The 18,332-nt window shown below is 37.6% G+C and carries 16 protein-coding genes; 7 read left to right on the top strand and 9 right to left on the bottom strand.

The window, feature by feature from the left end:
* Nucleotides 1-36: 36 nt before the first annotated feature.
* On the bottom strand, nt 37-807 hold the full coding sequence (locus AC07U8_RS20815) for an AraC family transcriptional regulator (protein WP_096735423.1): 771 nt from the start codon (nt 805-807) through the stop codon (nt 37-39).
* A gap of 103 nt (nt 808-910) precedes the next feature.
* Here AC07U8_RS20815 and AC07U8_RS20810 point away from each other — a divergent pair, with 103 nt between their 5' ends.
* The 5 genes from AC07U8_RS20810 to AC07U8_RS20790 all read left to right on the top strand — a co-directional run bounded on the left by AC07U8_RS20810 (nt 911) and on the right by AC07U8_RS20790 (nt 5,892).
* The gene (locus AC07U8_RS20810; protein WP_096735422.1) at nt 911-2,047 is read left to right on the top strand and encodes a Bcr/CflA family efflux MFS transporter; all 1,137 of its coding nucleotides are present in this window, start codon (nt 911-913) and stop codon (nt 2,045-2,047) included.
* Between the two features lie 185 nt (nt 2,048-2,232).
* Complete coding sequence (gene rph / locus AC07U8_RS20805) at nt 2,233-2,949, top strand: ribonuclease PH (protein ID WP_004723527.1); 717 nt, start codon at nt 2,233-2,235, stop codon at nt 2,947-2,949.
* Nucleotides 2,950-3,167: 218 nt separating this feature from the next.
* The gene (locus tag AC07U8_RS20800) at nt 3,168-3,296 is read left to right on the top strand and encodes a hypothetical protein (RefSeq protein ID WP_262087376.1); all 129 of its coding nucleotides are present in this window, start codon (nt 3,168-3,170) and stop codon (nt 3,294-3,296) included.
* A gap of 20 nt (nt 3,297-3,316) precedes the next feature.
* Complete coding sequence (locus AC07U8_RS20795) at nt 3,317-5,497, top strand: phosphocholine-specific phospholipase C (protein WP_494738544.1); 2,181 nt, start codon at nt 3,317-3,319, stop codon at nt 5,495-5,497.
* Between the two features lie 230 nt (nt 5,498-5,727).
* Complete coding sequence (locus AC07U8_RS20790; RefSeq protein WP_004723523.1) at nt 5,728-5,892, top strand: ABZJ_00068 family colistin stress protein; 165 nt, start codon at nt 5,728-5,730, stop codon at nt 5,890-5,892.
* A gap of 14 nt (nt 5,893-5,906) precedes the next feature.
* Here AC07U8_RS20790 and AC07U8_RS20785 read toward each other — a convergent pair whose 3' ends face one another.
* The 3 genes from AC07U8_RS20785 to nadC all read right to left on the bottom strand — a co-directional run bounded on the left by AC07U8_RS20785 (nt 5,907) and on the right by nadC (nt 10,115).
* Complete coding sequence (locus AC07U8_RS20785; RefSeq protein WP_419263718.1) at nt 5,907-7,784, bottom strand: LTA synthase family protein; 1,878 nt, start codon at nt 7,782-7,784, stop codon at nt 5,907-5,909.
* A 171-nt stretch (nt 7,785-7,955) separates the two neighbouring features.
* Nucleotides 7,956-9,119, bottom strand: coding sequence for a DUF2135 domain-containing protein (locus AC07U8_RS20780; protein WP_419263720.1), 1,164 nt, complete (start codon nt 9,117-9,119; stop codon nt 7,956-7,958).
* Between the two features lie 150 nt (nt 9,120-9,269).
* Complete coding sequence (gene nadC / locus AC07U8_RS20775; protein ID WP_419263722.1) at nt 9,270-10,115, bottom strand: carboxylating nicotinate-nucleotide diphosphorylase; 846 nt, start codon at nt 10,113-10,115, stop codon at nt 9,270-9,272.
* 154 nt (nt 10,116-10,269) lie between these two features.
* Here nadC and ampD point away from each other — a divergent pair, with 154 nt between their 5' ends.
* A complete protein-coding gene (ampD, locus tag AC07U8_RS20770) occupies nt 10,270-10,857 on the top strand; it encodes a 1,6-anhydro-N-acetylmuramyl-L-alanine amidase AmpD (protein WP_494738543.1) in 588 nt (195 codons plus the stop codon).
* A gap of 74 nt (nt 10,858-10,931) precedes the next feature.
* On the top strand, nt 10,932-12,482 hold the full coding sequence (gene murJ, locus AC07U8_RS20765; RefSeq protein ID WP_234624143.1) for a murein biosynthesis integral membrane protein MurJ: 1,551 nt from the start codon (nt 10,932-10,934) through the stop codon (nt 12,480-12,482).
* A 269-nt stretch (nt 12,483-12,751) separates the two neighbouring features.
* Here murJ and bamJ (AC07U8_RS20760) read toward each other — a convergent pair whose 3' ends face one another.
* From bamJ (AC07U8_RS20760) to AC07U8_RS20740, 5 genes are all read right to left on the bottom strand, one after another.
* Nucleotides 12,752-13,441: a BamJ family beta-barrel-assembly machinery protein gene (gene bamJ, locus AC07U8_RS20760; RefSeq protein WP_494738542.1), complete on the bottom strand. Its 690-nt coding sequence runs from the start codon at nt 13,439-13,441 to the stop codon at nt 12,752-12,754.
* 46 nt (nt 13,442-13,487) lie between these two features.
* Nucleotides 13,488-14,195 carry a BamJ family beta-barrel-assembly machinery protein gene (bamJ, locus tag AC07U8_RS20755; protein ID WP_096735415.1) on the bottom strand — a complete coding sequence of 236 codons (708 nt, stop codon included), beginning with the start codon at nt 14,193-14,195 and terminating at the stop codon, nt 13,488-13,490.
* 190 nt (nt 14,196-14,385) lie between these two features.
* Nucleotides 14,386-16,581, bottom strand: a complete 2,196-nt coding sequence (locus AC07U8_RS20750; protein ID WP_494738541.1) for a polysaccharide biosynthesis tyrosine autokinase — start codon at nt 16,579-16,581, stop codon at nt 14,386-14,388.
* Between the two features lie 21 nt (nt 16,582-16,602).
* Entirely contained in the window at nt 16,603-17,031 is a 429-nt protein-coding gene (locus AC07U8_RS20745) for a low molecular weight protein-tyrosine-phosphatase (RefSeq protein ID WP_494738540.1), read from the bottom strand.
* A gap of 1 nt (nt 17,032) precedes the next feature.
* A complete protein-coding gene (locus AC07U8_RS20740; RefSeq protein ID WP_494738539.1) occupies nt 17,033-18,133 on the bottom strand; it encodes a polysaccharide biosynthesis/export family protein in 1,101 nt (366 codons plus the stop codon).
* Nucleotides 18,134-18,332 lie beyond the last annotated feature (199 nt).

The following is an 18,332-nucleotide window of genomic DNA, read 5'->3' as shown; positions in this document are numbered from 1 at the left end:
TAAAAACTCAACTTTAAAATTCAGCTTCGGGTCCAATCATGATTGATCTTTTTTAATCAACATCCTTGGTGATTTCCCCGATATTCTTTTAAAAAAGGAGATAAAGGCACTCTCACAGGAAAAACCTAAGTGATGGCTGATCACGGATATTTTTTCATTTTTAGATAATAATTCTATCGCTTTCAGAAAACGCCATTGTTGTCGCCACTGCTGATAATTCAAACCTGTTTCGCGTAAAAATATTCTGCCAATGGTTTTTTCACTGAGCCCAACCAGATTTGCAAACACATTTAAATGCGGTAGGAGCTCAGTACCTAAAAATTTTCTTAATCGACGATCAGTTGGAAATTGTAGAATAACCGATACTGATGGTGCAGTTTCAATTTCATTCAATCCAACATTAAATAAATCCAAAAAAGGTCGTTTGCTCCAGTCCGTATCAAAATCAGCGAAAGCGATTCTCTCCAATATTTCTTTTAATAAAGCACTAACTTGCAAGACTTTGACTTCTTTAGGAAGTGCTGGGTATTGAACGGTATTAATATATACCGAGCGATAGCCAGTCACTTGGCTCATTTCAGCACGATGAGTTGTGTCTGGTGGAATCCATGCGATATGTGCAGGGGGCAGGATACATAGCTGACCAGATAAGGTAATTCTAATACTGCCACTGTTGGTAAATAGCAGTTGTCCCATTTTGTGGGCATGTTCTCCCGAATCATGTCGAGCAATTTCCGAAGCAATACCGATCACATTTAATCCAAGTTGATCGGGATTAAAATCAGCATCCGCTGCTAACCATGCCATTGTTTGTCCGATTTTATAAATAATATGTCTTTTATGATTATATCTCTCAAAATTTGATTTTGTTATTTTTCTCGATGGTTCAATTAAACGTATTCAAAAGAAAATGTTAAAGAAATCTATATTTTATTTACTGGCTGTTTTGATGATGTTTCCCCAAGTTGTTGAGACGATCTACAGCCCAGCACTGCCTCATATTGCACATGGATTCCATATAAGTTCTGAAAAGGCGAGTCAAACGATCTCTTTATATTTCATTGCCTTTGCGCTGGGTATCGTCTTTTGGGGGCAGATGTGTGACATTTTAGGGAGACGAAAATCGATATTGGGTGGATTATTGATTTATGCTATTGCCTCGATTGCTGCGATTTTATGTCGTACTTTTGATGATCTAATCATCGCCAGAATGTTCTCGGCATTTGGCGCTGCTGTGGGTTCCATCGGAACACAAACTATTATTCGAGATACTTTCAAAGGCAAGGAGCTGGTCAAGATTTTTTCCATCATTGGTATTCTGCTTGCGCTTAGTCCAGCTCTAGGTATGGTATTTGGCGCATTCATCACAACATGGTGGGGATATCAAGGTGTATTTCTAGGTTTAGCGCTATTTTCAATCCTGCTTATGTGTTGGTGTGTATTTGAGCTACCTGAGACGCTTGTTAAAAACAATAAAAAAGTTCCTATTCTTCATATTTTTATTGCCATGCTTAAAGATAATGAGATTTGGAAAACCGCATTTTTGGTTGCACTTTTTAATATCAATCTTTTTGCTTACTATCAGTTGTCTCCTTTCTATTTTCAAATATTAGAAGCCTCATCATGGGTGTTTGGATTGAGCGGTCTGTGTTTGACCTTAGGCGCCATTCTTGGCGCATTACTGAATAAATCTTTGCTTAATAAAAACGTAAATCCCCATACTTTGGTGTCCATTGCGGCATTGATTGCGATTTTGGGGAGTGTTTTGATCTGTATCACTCTAGCCATCAAGAGTTGGTTATTTATTTTTCCTGTACTGTTGATCATGGTTGCATATGGACTTGCCATCCCTAATCTTCTTGCGACAGCACTTAAACACTATGCCGAATGTTTAGGTACAGCAGGCGCACTGTTGGGCTTGATGTATTATTTATTATTAGGTGGGGGATTAGTTTTGGTTGGTTGGGGACAAAATTTGGCAGCAGTATTATTGATTTGTAGTGTGGCGACTTTATGCATAAATTTATTTCGGCATCGTGATGTATGAAAACTTTCACATTGATCCAATTATTTTTTAAGATGATGCTCCGTCGCATGCAAGTGGTTTGGACCAATCTGTCAGTCAGCGACGTATACTCAGCAATTTCAAAAACCACCATCTTGTAACAAAACCAACACTAGAGTATCTGTTATACTTAGCCGCATTATTTCTGAATCCAATAAGGACACACTATGCGTATCGACCAACGTGCATTAGATCAATTACGTGAAGTTAAAATTACTCGTAACTACACACGTTATGCGGAAGGTTCTGTATTGGTTGAATTTGGTCATACAAAAGTGCTATGTACTGCAAGTATTGACAATTCAGTACCTCGTTTCTTAAAAGGACAAGGACAAGGTTGGGTAACTGCTGAGTATGGCATGTTGCCACGTTCTACCCATACACGTAGCGACCGTGAAGCTGCTCGCGGTAAGCAATCTGGTCGTACTCAAGAAATTCAACGTTTGATTGGTCGTAGTTTACGCGCAATGGTAGATTTGAAAAAATTGGGTGAAAACACCATTACCATCGACTGCGATGTGATTCAGGCAGATGGTGGTACACGTACTGCTGCAATTACAGGTGCTGCGGTTGCATTAATCGACGCCATGAATGTACTTCTTGAGAAAAAGAAAATTAAGCATGATCCATTAAAAGGTCTCGTTGCTGCGATTTCTGTCGGCATGTATCAAGATGAAGTATTGCTTGATCTTTGTTATGAAGAAGATTCTAACTGTCAAACTGACTTGAATGTGGTGATGACTCAAGCAGGTGAGTTTATTGAAATTCAAGGGACTGCAGAAGAAAAACCATTTACCCGCGCTCAATCCAATGCGATGCTTGAAATGGCTGAAAAAGGTATTCAGGAATTGGTAAAAAAACAACAAGAAGCGCTTGGTTGGTAATTCGAAAATATTGATATATCTTTATAAAGAAACGCATCTTCGGATGCGTTTTTTATTGCATAAAATTGTTTTAAGCTAAGTCGCTTATTTATAAATTAAAACAAATATTTGATATTTATCATTTTTTTAAAAATATTCATCAAACTGCCATAAAAACTTCACTCTAGCGTCATAGCAGTTGTATTGACTATCCCTACCTTTATTTCATGGACAGGACAATGCGAAATTTTTTGCTGATTTTAGTGACCAGTCTGAGTGTCTTACTCAGTGCTTGTAATGATGATAATGAAAGCTCAACGACGAATCCACAGCCACCCGCTGCGTGTAAAGTACATTGCGCACCATAATAAAAAATAAGGAAATAGAGATGAACCGTCGTGATTTTTTAGTCAATTCAACAAAAACAATATTTGGTACAGCCGCTTTAGCCAGCTTTCCAGCCAGCATCCAAAAAGCCTTAGCCATTGACGCTAAAGTCGAAACAGGCACGATTAAAGACGTAAAACATGTCATCATTTTGACGCAAGAAAATCGCTCGTTTGATAATTATTTTGGAACGTTAAAAGGTGTTCGTGGCTTTGGTGATCGTTTTACCATTCCGCTATCCGATAACCGTAAGATTTGGGAACAATACGATAAAGATAAGAATAAAATCTTTCCCTATCATTTAGACAGTACGCGTGGTAATGCACAACGTGTTAGTGGTACGCCACACTCATGGACTGATGGACAATTTGCTTGGAACCATGGCCGTATGGGCAATTGGGTACAATATAAGCAACCTCAATCTATGGGATATTACAAACAAAAAGAAGTTGAATTTCAGTTCTCACTTGCCAACGCCTTTACCCTGTGTGATGCATATCATTGTGCAATGCATACAGGAACCAATTCGAATCGTATGTTCTTATGGACAGGTTCAAATGGTCCGAAAGCTGCGGGTGTTGCCAGTGTCGTCAATGACTTGGACAGTATTGGTGCATCAAGCACAGGCTATGATTGGACCACCTATCCTGAGCGCCTACAACAAGCGGGTGTGACGTGGAAAGTTTATCAAAATATGCCCGATAACTTTACCGACAATCCTTTGGCTGGCTTTAAACAATATCGCCGTGCCAATGAGTTATCCGGTAAACCTGTAAACAATGACAGCACGTGTCCTGCTTATGATCCCGCAATTGATGCAACACAACCGTTGTATAAAGGGATTGCCAATACGATGCCTGATGGTGGATTTCTTGCTTCATTTAAAGATGATATTGCCAAAGGTCAATTACCTCAAGTCAGTTGGATGGTTGCACCTGCGGCCTATAGTGAACATCCAGGACCATCAAGCCCTGTACAAGGTGCTTGGTACATTCAGGAAGTTTTAAACGCTTTAACGGAAAACCCTGCGATTTGGAGTCAAACGGTTTTATTGGTCAACTTTGATGAAAATGATGGCTTTTTTGACCACGTTCCATCACCAAGCGCACCTTCAAAAGACACTTCAGGTGTGATGCAAGGTAAAACCACCTTGAGTGATGAACAAATCTCATATGAATACGCTACGCATCCCAAAGCTTCAGCAGGACAACCTAACTTTACCGATCCTAAAGTCAGCAATGGTGTGGGAGTCTATGGTCCAGGAATACGCGTACCCATGTATGTGATTTCTCCGTGGAGTCGTGGTGGTTGGGTAAATTCACAGGTTTTTGATCATTCGTCTGTTATTCGTTTCTTAGAGCAACGTTTTGGCGTGCAAGAACCAAATATTAGTCCATATCGCCGTGCTGTATGTGGTGATTTAACCACAGCTTTTGACTTTAAAAATCCAAATACCACCGCTATTTCAGACTTGATGGGTAAAAAAACCAAGAATGATGCAGATGCGATTCGTAATGCGCAAGCGTTATTGCCGCCAGTTTCCCGCCCTTTAAGTCAGGTCTATCCTGTTCAAGAGTTAGGAACACGATTGTCTCGGGCATTGCCTTATATTTTACATAGTAGTGCGAAAGTTGATGTGGCAACAAAAACAGTGAAGTTAATGTTCTCCAATACAGGAACACACGCCGCAGTTTTCCATGTTTATGACAAATTGAATTTAGATGCGATTCCTCGTCGTTATATGGTTGAAGCTGGTAAGCAATTGGATGATGTATGGAACGCTTCAAATGGATTATATGATTTATGGGTATTGGGTCCAAATGGCTTCCATCGTGGCTTTGCAGGAGATTTAGTCAAGTCTGCACAAATAGATGCATTGCCAGAAGTGCGTGTATGTGTTGAAGAGTGTGATCCTAAACTCTATTTAAAAGTTCGTAATGACGCTGCGAAAACAGCAAAATTGACAGTGAAAGCCAATGCTTATCTACCCAATAAGACATGGAATATCGAAACGGCTTCTACAGAAAAGGAGTTGAATTGGAATATGTCTGATTTCGGTGGTTGGTATGATTTTACTGTAACAATAGAGGGCGATAGCACCTTTAAACGCCGTTTTGCTGGGCGTATTGAAACGGGTAAAGATTCATTTTCTGACCCTTATATGGGATTTATAGAATCTTAATTTTAAATAGCTGAATTTTTATAATTTAAATAAGGTGCGCTTTGCACCTTATTTTTAGTTGATAGAAGGCCACATCATTTGCGCAAACTTACATGATTAAGATTCCAATCATCTATTTACTTCAATAGATACATAAATCAGCTGAAATCCCTTGTTTCGTATACAGACTCTACAAATCTTTTCATCAACCGATATTTAGAATATTTCAAACTTTAGCAAATGGCAGGCTTATGAAAATACTCATTGTTCTATTCGCAGTGATTACCTTTGTATTGATGGCTGGAGATCCACGCCGTGAAGATTTCGAAAGCAAAGAATTTGACGCAAAAAATAATGAACCGCAACAACATGCTGAACAGCAGCATGATCAAGAAGACTCTGGAGAACCTTCTTAATCATTTGGATAGGACTAGCTTTCAGCTTTTGATTTTAACATCTGATAAGTGAAATTCTTACCATTTAGCACATCCATATTCATGTCTTTATACTGTTGTAGAATCTCTGTTTGATCAAATTCACAAGATTTTTGCGTTTGCGTCCCTGTTTGATGAACAGTGCTATAACAAGAACCCACCTTATTTACAAAAGCATAGTAAGGTGAAAGGGGAATATGCGCAGCTTCTAATACTTTGGGTGCTAAGAAATGTGCCGCTACAAAAGGCCCTTTAAATTGCTTTTGATCAATCGGGAAATTTGCCCAAACTGCAAGTGGTGTTTCAAAGAAGCGAACATCTTTTTTCTCAGCTTTTTCTTGCGCTGATTTAAAGAAGCCATACTCATCGTAAACGCTTTGTAAGTTGGGTAAATGGTCACCAAAGAAAATCACAATTGTTGGGCGATCAAGCTGTTTGACATGCTCAATCAGGGTTTTAAATTTATCGTCAGCACGTTGCATACCCGTTAAATAAGTATTCAGCGCGCGTTTACTGTTCTCACTCACACCATCTTTGGTGATTTTAAAATGGTCTTTACCAAAGCGATCATCACTGTACATTGGATGATTTTCAACACTTATCGCATAGATAAATTGCGGTTTATCCGTATTTTTAAGCTGATTTTCAATGCTGTTATAAATTAAATCATCAGTAGCCCAACCCGCAGCATTAATATATTTAGCACGGTCAGCCATGTTGATCATATTTTCAATTGAAGTAAAACGGTTAAAACCTAGATTTTGATAAACTGCGCTACGGTTATAAAAATATTTGCCGTTGTTATGCATTGCAGTTGTTTCATAACCCAATGTATTTAAATACATCGGTAATGAATAAGTTGGGCGTTTTAATTTTGATACATAAGCCAATTCATTATGATTTAAATAGGTATTTAGACTGGTTAATACTTCAAACTCAACGTTAGCAGTTCCTCCACCAAAACTTGGAGACAATAAGCTAGAAACCTGATTTTTACTAATCGTTGGGGTGATGTTAGGTGGAATGCTTTTGTCTAATTTTCTGGCATCCCAATGCGACTCGCTCATCACAAAAACGATATTTGGCAATTGTTTTTGTTGTGACGGATCATCTGATGCTAGATTCGATGTAGGTTCTTCATCATGTTCAACCGCCATCGGTTGATAAAAAGTAGCAACTTTTTCTTCAGGGACGACTTGTGTTTGGAAAATTTTATTATTTAAGCCATCAACCGTTTTGGAAAAAAAGAAGGTCGAAAAACCTAAATATTTAATGGTTAAATGATCACCGATCCAGTCACCACGGGTATTGGGTAGATATTTTGCATATTGGCAAATTGAGTTTTTTGCTGCGTTGGCACAAGCTTCACTAAAATTATTTTTAAAATTCGCAGTGATAAAGAAGCCAAGGATAGCAAAAGATAAAATGCTGTTTGTCAGGAGGAGAGGCTTTGTCCCTAATTTCTCTTTTTTATACAGAAATACAAATAGTCCAATAAACACTGCAATTGCTACAAAGACCGCAATTTTGAGCATGACTGGAGAGGCGATAAAGGTTTCTTTAAATAATAAAAAATCACTAGGAACCAAACTTGCAGAAAGATATTGCTCTTTCTTGATATTGATAAAGCTCAGTAAAAAAATAATAAATTGACTGAGTAAAATGGTCGCAAAGGTTTTTCTTAAGATTAAATAAAATAAACTAATAAAGGCGTAGTTTAAGAGAATTGAAAAACCATATTTATATAGACGTGGTTTTAGATAGATGTCACGTAATTGAAAGAAACGCGTGATATCTTCTTGGTATAAGAAAAAAGCAAATACAGATAAAAAAGCGACAAGTAAAAACAAAACTTGTTGTTTCAAAGTCTTCATTGGCCTAATTACAGGAATGTATTGGAAGCCAAAGATTATAGGCTTATTCAGACGGCTTTTCTATGTAAAAACTGCTCGTTTTGTAAGCAAAATTAAAACTAATCAATAAAAAATAACAAACTAAAGCCTCAAAGTTGCCCAAAGAATGTAGATATCCTTTGGGCAATTTTTTTACGGGCTTACACGTTGTATCGCTTCATCATAAGTCGCGCTTGGTTTGTATTGATTGGCCAATTGGTAATGTTGCTTAGCTTGGGCATAATCTTGGTTATTTTCATAGATTTTACCCATATTATAGTGAGAATAAGCTTTGGTATTGTTATTGGTTGCCAAAGCAATGGCTTTTTGATTTGCCCATAAGGCTTCTGAGGAACGATTGAGCTTTTGATAAGCAACAGCAAGATTACTATAGGTTTGGCCAACATTTGGATTGTAGTCGATAGACTGTTGATAGAGCATTGCAGCTTGTTCAATCTGGTTGTTTTGATAGGCTTTATCCGCACTTAAATTAAGTGTCTTGGCTCGTTTTTGCGCATCTGCTGAGACAGGAACGATATTTACCTGAGTGGTTTGATTTTGATAATTTGATACTGTTGAACCCACTTGGCTTGCGTTAACTGTGGTTCCTGAAATACGATTGATGTCTTGAATTTCACCTTCAGGGCTAATGCGGAATACAGTCCATAGATTACCCGTTTGACCAGTTGGAATATAATAAGAACGAATCAGTGATTCACCTGCATAGACCATGACTTTGGCTTGGCTATTGGATAAATTGGTCGTAGTTGGTTGAGTACGATTAGAAAAGTCATGTACTGAATACACATAATATTGACCTTCTAAACGTTTATCGATAGTGACGGTTTCAGGACCATAAGAGTCGGTGTCATCCACATCCAGATTTGCAGCCAAACCTTGTTTACTGTCCCAATATACATGCTGATTTTTATAACTTAAGTGTGAATCGAGATCTAAAGGGTTTTCCCCCCAATTCAGTACAATTCGCATACTGTTGAGATCTTTGAGTACAGGACTTAAGGCGTAGGTCATGCCATCACATGGACATTTTGCAACCAGTGTTGAATAACCTGATTTTTTGATAATCAGTAAATTATCTGAACTGTCTATAGTATTACTATTGACTGAGGCTCGGCCGCTTGTATTGGTAGAACTTGAGGCAGAGCGCTCACCATTTTTTTGCAAAATCACTTCCGCATTGGCAATATTTTGATCTTTCACTGTTGCACTTAACACATGCACATTGACTGTGTCTGCATGGCTCAGGATCGGAATAGATAATGTGAATAGTGTTGAATATAAAATATGTTTTTTCATTGTTTCTCTCTTTTGTTTGTACACATAATTTGATTGTTATTTAGAAGATCTTTTGCATAAAATTAGCTGATTATTTATTGACTCATCGTTATATTTTGTAATAAAAAAGCAGTATATAGATACTGCTTCATGGCTCATATGATTGAGTGATTAGGCATTAAAACGCATAGATAAATCAATCGCTTTAACATCTTTGGTTAATACACCCATCGAAATATAGTCAACACCCGTTTGTGCAACTTGACTTAAATTCTCAAGGGTTATATTTCCAGAAGCTTCTAATTTACAACGACCAGCAACATGTTTAACTGCATCAATCATTTGTTGTTGGCTAAAATTATCTAGCATGACGATATCTGCTTTGGCTTCAAGTGCTTGATTCAGTTCATCCCATGTTTCAACTTCGACTTCAACAGGCTTACCTGGTGCGATTTGATGCGCTTTGGCAATTGCTTGAGCAATACCACCGGCAGCCATGATGTGATTCTCTTTAATTAAGAACGCATCGAATAAACCAAGGCGGTGGTTTTGACCGCCACCTACAGCAACTGCATATTTTTGTGCAATCCGTAAACCCGGCAAAGTTTTACGCGTATCTAATAATTTGGTTGCTGTACCTTCTAGATATTTTACATATTCAGCCGTTTTGGTTGCGACTGCAGACAGGGTTTGTACAAAGTTTAATGCAGGACGCTCAACAGTCAGCAAACTACGTGCAGAACCTGCCAATTTATAAATGGTTTCATTGGCTTTGACCCAGTCACCATCATTTTTAAACCAAGTAATTTGTACGCTTGGATCATACGCTTTGATTAGTGCATCGACCCAAGGTTGTCCTGCCAAGACCATATCTTCACGCGAAATGATCGTAGCCGTCGCTTGCTCATCTTCTGGTGTGAGTAGGGCAGTAATATCAGCATCACCAATATCTTCTTGGAGTGCTTGTTGAATATTAATTTGAATAGATTGTTCAAGCAAAGATTCAGGTATGCTCATGGATATCCCTATTTTAGTCACCCTTAAAAACTGAGCGATATATTAGCACTGTCATTGCAAGTTTGAAGAAGTTTTTATTTTATACAGATAAGAGTACACTAAAATATTGAAAATCAGCTTTATTGAAAATAGAAAAATTCTGTAGGAATAAGATATGCAATCTGCACCACAGTTTCAGGTCGTGAATGGTCAATTGATTGGCGCAAGACAAGTTCCATCTCCCAATTATAATCAACGCCCTGAAAATACAGAGATTCAGCTGATTGTGATTCACAATATTAGTTTGCCACCGTCACAATTTGGTGGTGGTTATATTGAACAGTTTTTTCAAAATCAACTGGATTGGTCAGTGCATCCTTATTTTCAAACCATTGAGGGTATGCAGGTTTCTGCACATTTATTGATTTTAAGAACTGGTGAAATTATCCAGTTTGTTAATTTTAATGATCGAGCTTGGCATGCCGGACGTTCAGCTTATCTAGGTAAAGTTGAGTGTAATGACTATTCAATTGGGATTGAGCTTGAAGGAAGTGATGATCGCGATTTTGAAGCGATCCAATATCAACAACTGGTTGATGTGGTTGCCACTTTGCAACACGCTTATCCAAAAACTGATCATCATTTAACAGGACATTCTGATATTGCCTCAGGACGAAAAACTGATCCTGGACCACATTTTCAATGGCAGCAATTTAGAGAAAGTTTGAACCAGAAAAAAATTAAGACAAAACAAGTGAAGTAAATAAGCGTCTGTTTATGATTTAACAACGCAATTTTAAGAATATTTAATTACAATAGCGACTTTATTTTAACTAGGTGAATACGATGGCGCTGTGGCGATCCACCTTTATTGTCAGTGCAATGACCATGTTGTCACGAGTCTTGGGCTTAGTCAGAGATATGGTTTTGCTCAATGTGTTTGGGGCAGGTAAGGATTTTGACACCTTTGTGGTTGCTTTTCGTATTCCCAATTTTTTCAGGCGTTTATTTGCAGAAGGGGCTTTTTCGCAAGCCTTTATTCCCGTACTCACCGAATATAAAACTACAAAACTGCATGCTGAAGTACAGATTCTCATTAGTCGTGTGTTTGGCTGTTTGTTAATGGTGATGTCTCTGTTAACCTTGATCAGTATGATCATTGCGCCTGTAATCTTGTATGTCTATGCACCCGGTTTTCATAATGATCCCGCAAAATTTGATCTGGCTGTAGATATGTTTCGTTTAACGATTCCCTATCTGATGTTTATGTCATTGACTGCATTTGCCAGCAGTATTTTGAATAGTTATGGATCTTTTGCTTCGCCAGCGTTTTCACCTGTATTACTTAACGTGGCAATGATTGCTGGTGCTTGGTGGTTAGCGCCACATATGGCTCAACCGATCATGGCTTTAGGATGGGCTGTGGTTGCGGCTGGGGTTTTACAACTAGCCATTCAAATCCCTGAATTATGGAATAAAAAATTACTGATTCCACCTAAAGTTGATTTTAAACATGAGGGTGTAGATCGAATTCTAAAACTGATGTTGCCCGCTTTATTTGGAGTATCAGTCACTCAGATTAACTTATTGTTAAATACAATCTGGGCATCATTCATGCAAGATGGTTCGGTGTCATGGTTATATAGTGCAGAACGTATGACCGAGTTGCCACTTGGATTGATTGGTGTTGCCATTGGTACCGTGATTCTTCCGTCCCTTTCCGTGAGTAAAGCAGAACAAGATCAGGCCAAGTTCCGTAGAATGTTGGATTGGGCTGCTCGTGTGATTGTCTTGGTGGGTGTGCCAGCCAGCATTGCTTTGTTCATGTTATCTACGCCAATTATTCAAGCACTTTTCCAGCATGGTGCTTTTGATGCACGTGATACGCAAATGACGGCTATGGCATTGCAATGTATGAGTGGTGGTGTACTGGCATTTATGTTGATTAAAGTTTTTGCACCAGGCTTTTATGCAATTCAGGACACCAAAACCCCGGTACGCGTCGGCTTAATGGCGGTTGCAGCCAATGCGATTTTAAACATTATCTTTATTGGTATTTTTAAATTGATTGATTGGCAAGCCGAGCATATGGCCTTAGCCATTGCTTCTTCAGGCTCAGCCTTGGTCAATGCTGGGATGTTATATTTTTATTTACATAAGAAAAATATTTTCCGTTTTGGTGCGCATTGGAAAAAATTATTCGTTCAATTTGCCATTGCCAATATTGTGATGATTGGCGCGCTATGGTTTGCTTTAACTTGGTATGATGGCACAGCCTCACAATGGCTTCGAATTCTTGAAGTTGTCGGGTTATGTTTGGTGGGTATTGTGGCTTATGGTATTGCACTGCTTGCTGCAGGATTTAGACCAAGACATTTAAAGCACTAAAATTAAGACCAATCAACAGAATATAAATGAAACCGCTTTTACTTCGAGCATCATTTAATCATAAGTGATGTATCTAACGCATGGTGACAAGGATGTTTCCCATAGCGTGTGGGATAGAATTTAAATTCTAAATATAAAATACACTACTGTAAGTTTGACCAAGGGATGAATTTACTTTTATGAAATATCGTAAGATTTTTATTATTAGGCCATAAAAAACATCGCAATTGAGCGATGCTTTTTATTTTTAAAACTATTTTGCCTTGAAACTACGGTAAAACTTTTAATAGTTCTACATCAAAGATTAATGTACTGTTTGGACCAATTGCATCACCCGCACCAATCTCGCCGTAGGCAAGTTTTGCTGGAATAAAGAAACGATATTTCGCGCCTTCTTTCATCAGTTGCAAACCTTCAGTCCAACCTTGAATCACTTGGCTAACTTGAAATTCTACCGCTTCATTTCGTGCAAAAGAACTGTCAAATACAGTGCCATCCAATAAACGACCTTCATAGTTTACAGAGACTTTAGATTTTGCAGAGGGTGATTTTCCAGTACCTTGTTGTAAAACACTATACTGCAAACCACTTGGGCGGGTAATTACACCTGTTTTCTTCGCATTTTCTACAAGAAAAGCTTCACCTTGTTTGGCATTTACATCTGCAGCTTGTTTAAACTCTAGCATTTGTTTTGCTTCAGTTTGCTGTTTATATTGTGCAAGTGCTTTTGCCATTTCTTCATCAGTTAAGCTTGCTTTCTGGCCTGTGGAACCTTCTTTGATGCCTTGGATAAAGGCATTTAAATTAATTTGTTTTAAGGTATCGGCGTTGGTACGTCCCATGACATAACCGTAGCTATAACCCAGTTGATCTTGTTGGGAGCTTTTATTGTTAATCGGTGCTGAGAAAGTTGCAGTACTCAGCATACTAAGACTAAGCACAATAAGTGTTTTTTTCATAATCAAAATCCAAAAAAGGAGAGTAAATCTCTCCTTTTCTTAAATGTTATTTCACTTTAACAAGTTCAACATCGAAAATTAAAGTGCTGTTTGGAGGAATCGTGCCAGGAACACCTTGTTCACCATAAGCCAATTTTGCAGGGATATATAAGGTTGCTTTACCGCCTTCTTTCATGAGTTGTAAACCTTCAGTCCAACCCGGAATCACTTGATTTAAAGGAAACTCAACTGGTTGACCACGATCATATGAACTGTCGAATACTTTGCCATCTAACAATTGACCTTTGTAATGTACAGTAACCATAGAGGTAGCAGCAGGTTGTTTACCTGTACCTTCTTTGGTGATTTTATATTGCAATCCTGAAGCCGTTGTTTTAACACCTTCTTTTTTCGCATTTTCAGCTAAGAATGAGTCATTTGATGAGGCTGTTTCTTTGCTTTGTTGCAATTGCTTTTGTTGCATTTCTTTTTGGAAGTCAACATATGCAGCTTGTAATTCTTCATCTGTATAGGCACGTTGTTTTTTAGCATGGCCGTCACGAATACCACTGATAAATGTATTCACATCGACTTCAGGCGGGGTTTGGCTCGCAACTTCATAACCAAGTGCATAACTAATTTTTTCTACAGGTTTAGCATTTTTTGACATTGAATGACTGTTTACATCAGCAGGATGTTGAGATGCATAATAAACAGGTACAAGTGCAGCACCACCTAAGATTACAGCAATTGCGATGGGTAAGGCTTTACTCATAAAAATTTCCAAATTTTAATCTTTTAAGAGGCTAATTTGATCATTAGCATAATCTGTTCAAGCATATAACTTCTTCATCATAAACGATATAGTTATCTGATGACGACAACTAAAAATATACAGTTAGATTGATCAAAAAATTGGCACAAAAAAGCCAGATTCAATCTGGCTTTTTCTTCATTATTTGATATTAATCATCTTTGGAAGCGGTGTAGGCATAAGCATAATTATAGCCATAATTACCACCTACAGTTGCTCGGACATCATTGAGAATAATACCATTTACCTTAGTACCCGCTTGTTCAAAGCGATTAATGGTTAATTCGAGTTCTTTCATCTGTGTTTTTGCATAACGTGCAACAACAAGGTTTACACCCGCAAATTGAGAAATAATTATGCCATCAGTCACTGCTAACACAGGTGGTGTATCGATAATAATATGATCATATTGCTGGGAAAGCTGTTCTAATAGCTCGCTAAGACGATCGGAACTGAGCATTTCAGAAGCATGATTATGATTCTTACCACGTGGCAAAAAATCTAAATTGTTTACTGTGTTTGAATGAACAATACATTGCTCAAGCGTACTTTGACCTGCCAAATATTCAGTCAAACCAGGGGAGGTGTCATGACTAAAATATTTATGTAAATATCCACGTCTTAAATCAGCATCGATCAATAAAACTTTCTTATTGCCTTGTGCAAAAATCGCGGCGAGGTTAGTCGAAATAAATGATTTACCAATTTCTGGTGCGGGTCCTGAAATTGCAATAATATTGTTTTTTGCTTTATTTAAGGCAAAGTGAATGGTGGTACGAATGCTACGTAAACTTTCAATGGCAATGTCTTCACCATTTTTAGCCGCAAGAATCGGAATCGATTTTTTCTTTTTCAGTAACTGTACACGGCTTTCTTGAATTGGAGAGCGAGGCACAGTGGCATACACAGGGAGATCAAGTTCATTTTCAATACGGCTAGAATCTTTAATCCCTGATGAAAGCATATTACGCAGTAATGCAATCAGAATACCAATAAACCCACCTATAAAAATTGAAAGAACTAATATAATCAATTTTCTTGGTTTAATTGGTTTAACAGGATCTACAGCTGTATCGATGATACGAACATTACCGATTTCACCCGCTTTTACAATTTTTAATTGTTGATAGCTGTTTAAGAGTGATGTATAGAGTTCTGTATTGACTTTAACATCACGATAGAGTTGTAAATATAAGCGCTGAGTTTCAGGTAAACGTTTAATCGCTTGATTCAGCTCCGTTGATTTTTTATCAATCGCAGAAAGTTGAGCATTAATCTCTGTCATGAGCGGGTGATCAGGAGTATATTTAGCAGAATATTCAGCTTGCTTTTGCTTTAACTCGATCCGCATTTTTTCCAGGTCAATATTTTGCTTTAACATTAACTCGGATTCTTGAGTGACATCTACGGTATTGTATTGTTCACGGAATTTATTAAATTTAATTTCAGATTCTTCAAGCTGCTGTTTAAGCTCGGGAAGCTGTTGGTCTAAAAAACCTAATGTTTGTTTAGACTCTAAGGTTTTACGCTCAATATTCTGTTCATGATAAACGCTTAGTATGTTGTTGAGAACTTGAGTAATATGCTGCTGATCATTACCACTATAATTAAGACCTATGACACCAGTCATCTTGCCTTTTTCAGCAACTGAATAATTTGTTTGTACTAGTTTAACTGCTGAAGGAAGAGCAAGCTTTGTGATGGTAAAGTCTTGTTGAAATGGATTGAGGCTATTGATTTGAACAGACCATAATCCTTTATTGTCTTGAGCTTGGTTAAGCTGATTGAGAAGGCCTTTAAATACAACTTGGTCTTTATAAGTTAAATTAAACTGTTTTTTGTCTATAAATTTTAAAGTGAGCTGTTTATCATAATAATATTCGGGTATATCTAATTTTAAAATAGAAAAACTAGATTTATTCTTCTGAAAATCAACTGCTTTAGCACTATAACTGAGTTGCGATTTTTCTTTGGATACTAATTTATGAAAAAAAGTATCGGCATTGTCATCTATTTGAATATCTAAATTCAAATTCTTTATCACTTTTCCAAGTACAAGCCTCGAATTTAAGATTTCTATTTCAGCATCAGCGGGAGATTTTTGCCCCAAACCTCCTGCAACATCTTTGAGTTCGCCCATCAAAGCCGCTGAAGCAGCACTTTTACCATCTTCTACCTGAACCATTGCGTCAGTAGAATAAACAGGCGATGCTACACGTAAATAAAGTAGGGCATATATTAAAGTTAAAATGACACAAAGCGCAATCACTTTCCATTGAGCAATTAAAGAGAAAAATAACTCTTTTAAGTCAATCGTATCATCATTAGCTTTTGAATTTTGGTTCATAGGTAAACAACTAATTAAAATTTATAGATGTGATTGCCAGTCATTGGCATAAAGTTGGATATTTTTACACGTTTCATCAAAAAAAGCTTGATCAAGTTGGTATGGATCAGGCACATTTTGACTTTGCCAATGCCCTAAACGAAATACTTTACCTTTGGCAAAGGGCCATTTTAGTTCAATATGTTGCGATTGATTTTTACTCATCACAAGAATCAGATCAGCTTTTTTAATCAATTCTGCACTAATTTGTCGCGCAACATGGGAACGCATATCAATATTTAAAGCATCCATACATGTGATTGCTTTCTCATCTGCAGAATGGCCGATCATGGCAGCAAGCCCAGCTGATTCTATATGTAAATCAGGATGGCTTTGTTTTAAAAAAAATTCTGCCATTGGGCTACGACAAATATTCCCAACACAAACCACTAATATGTTTTGAATCTGCATCCTATTTACCCAATTGATCAAAGCTATATAGAGCACTTGAGAAGGGAACAACTTGATTCATAATGCGTTGCCAGCGGGTTAGCCCCGTTGCATCAATATAAACAATATCATTTTTTTGCATCGCAAATTGATTTGCCAATGCCAAGTTCCCTAAGCTACTTAAGTTAAGGTGATAAATTGTAGACTGCTTTGTGCTAAGATCAGTACGCATCACATAAATACGTGCAGCACTTGCTGAATAAGGACTAATACCTTCACTTTCGCCGAGTACATCACTAAGGGTCATACCTTGGTCACGAAGAGTCAACGCTTGGCTACGACTCGATTCACCCATGACATAGAGCTTTTGATCTTGTTTGGTGTTGACGAAAATCGTGTCATTCGGTTGGATCAAGAGTTGATGGAGAGACAATCCTTGTCTTTCCAACTGAATGGTATTGAGACTATAGGTTTGCCCATTCCTAATGAGTTGGATATTGGTGGTATCGCCTGTTTTAGTGTCAACACCACCTGCTTGCCCCAATGCAGTGTAGATACTAATAGGCTGATCATTTAAAGTATATTGGCCGCTGCGCATGACTTGACCATTGACGAAGTAACGACGACCCTCATAAGAAAGGACGCGAACAACAACATCTGGGTGTTTTAGGTACTTAGCAAATTGATTGTGTAAAAAACGATTGGTCTCTGCTAAAGTTTTACCTGCAATACGCACTGAACCTACCAAAGGTAATTGAACATTGCCATTTGAATCAATTGGATAACCTACAGCTTTAATATTAGTTGCATCTTGGATTGGTGGCGTGATTTCAGGATATGCCCAAAGTTGAATTGAAAGAACATCACCTGCACTTAAGCGATAGGTATTTTGTTGGTTATTGAATAATGATACAAGATTATTTGAACTTAATTGGTTAGTTGTATTTGAAGTTGGAATGTTATTTTGATTCAGTTGTACAACTGAAAGTTCAGCGCCCTGATTAGTTTTATATTTGCCTTGTTCAGGTAAATCATAGGTTTGAAGTCCTGAAGTGATCGCACAACCAGAAAAAGAAATCGAAATGGCTAAAATTGTAAACAGTGATGTGTACGGATACTTCACATTCAAAACCCTTATTTTATATTGCGTTGTTGCTTAGAATCTCATCTTGAAACCAAATTGTAAGCTAAAAAAGACTAGTTGGGTATCTTATTGTTGGGGAGTAATTGTATTAAAACCGAAAAAGAAGTGTGTTGAGTTGTATCTATTTAATGATTTTTTCCCATTTAAAGAATAAAGTCCGTTGATGAAATCAGTGTGG

The sequence above is a fragment of the Acinetobacter sp. GW821-FHT01E09 genome (genome assembly GCF_059422385.1).
Note: the sequence above shows the minus strand (reverse complement) of the source record. Positions and strands in the feature narration are given on the sequence as shown.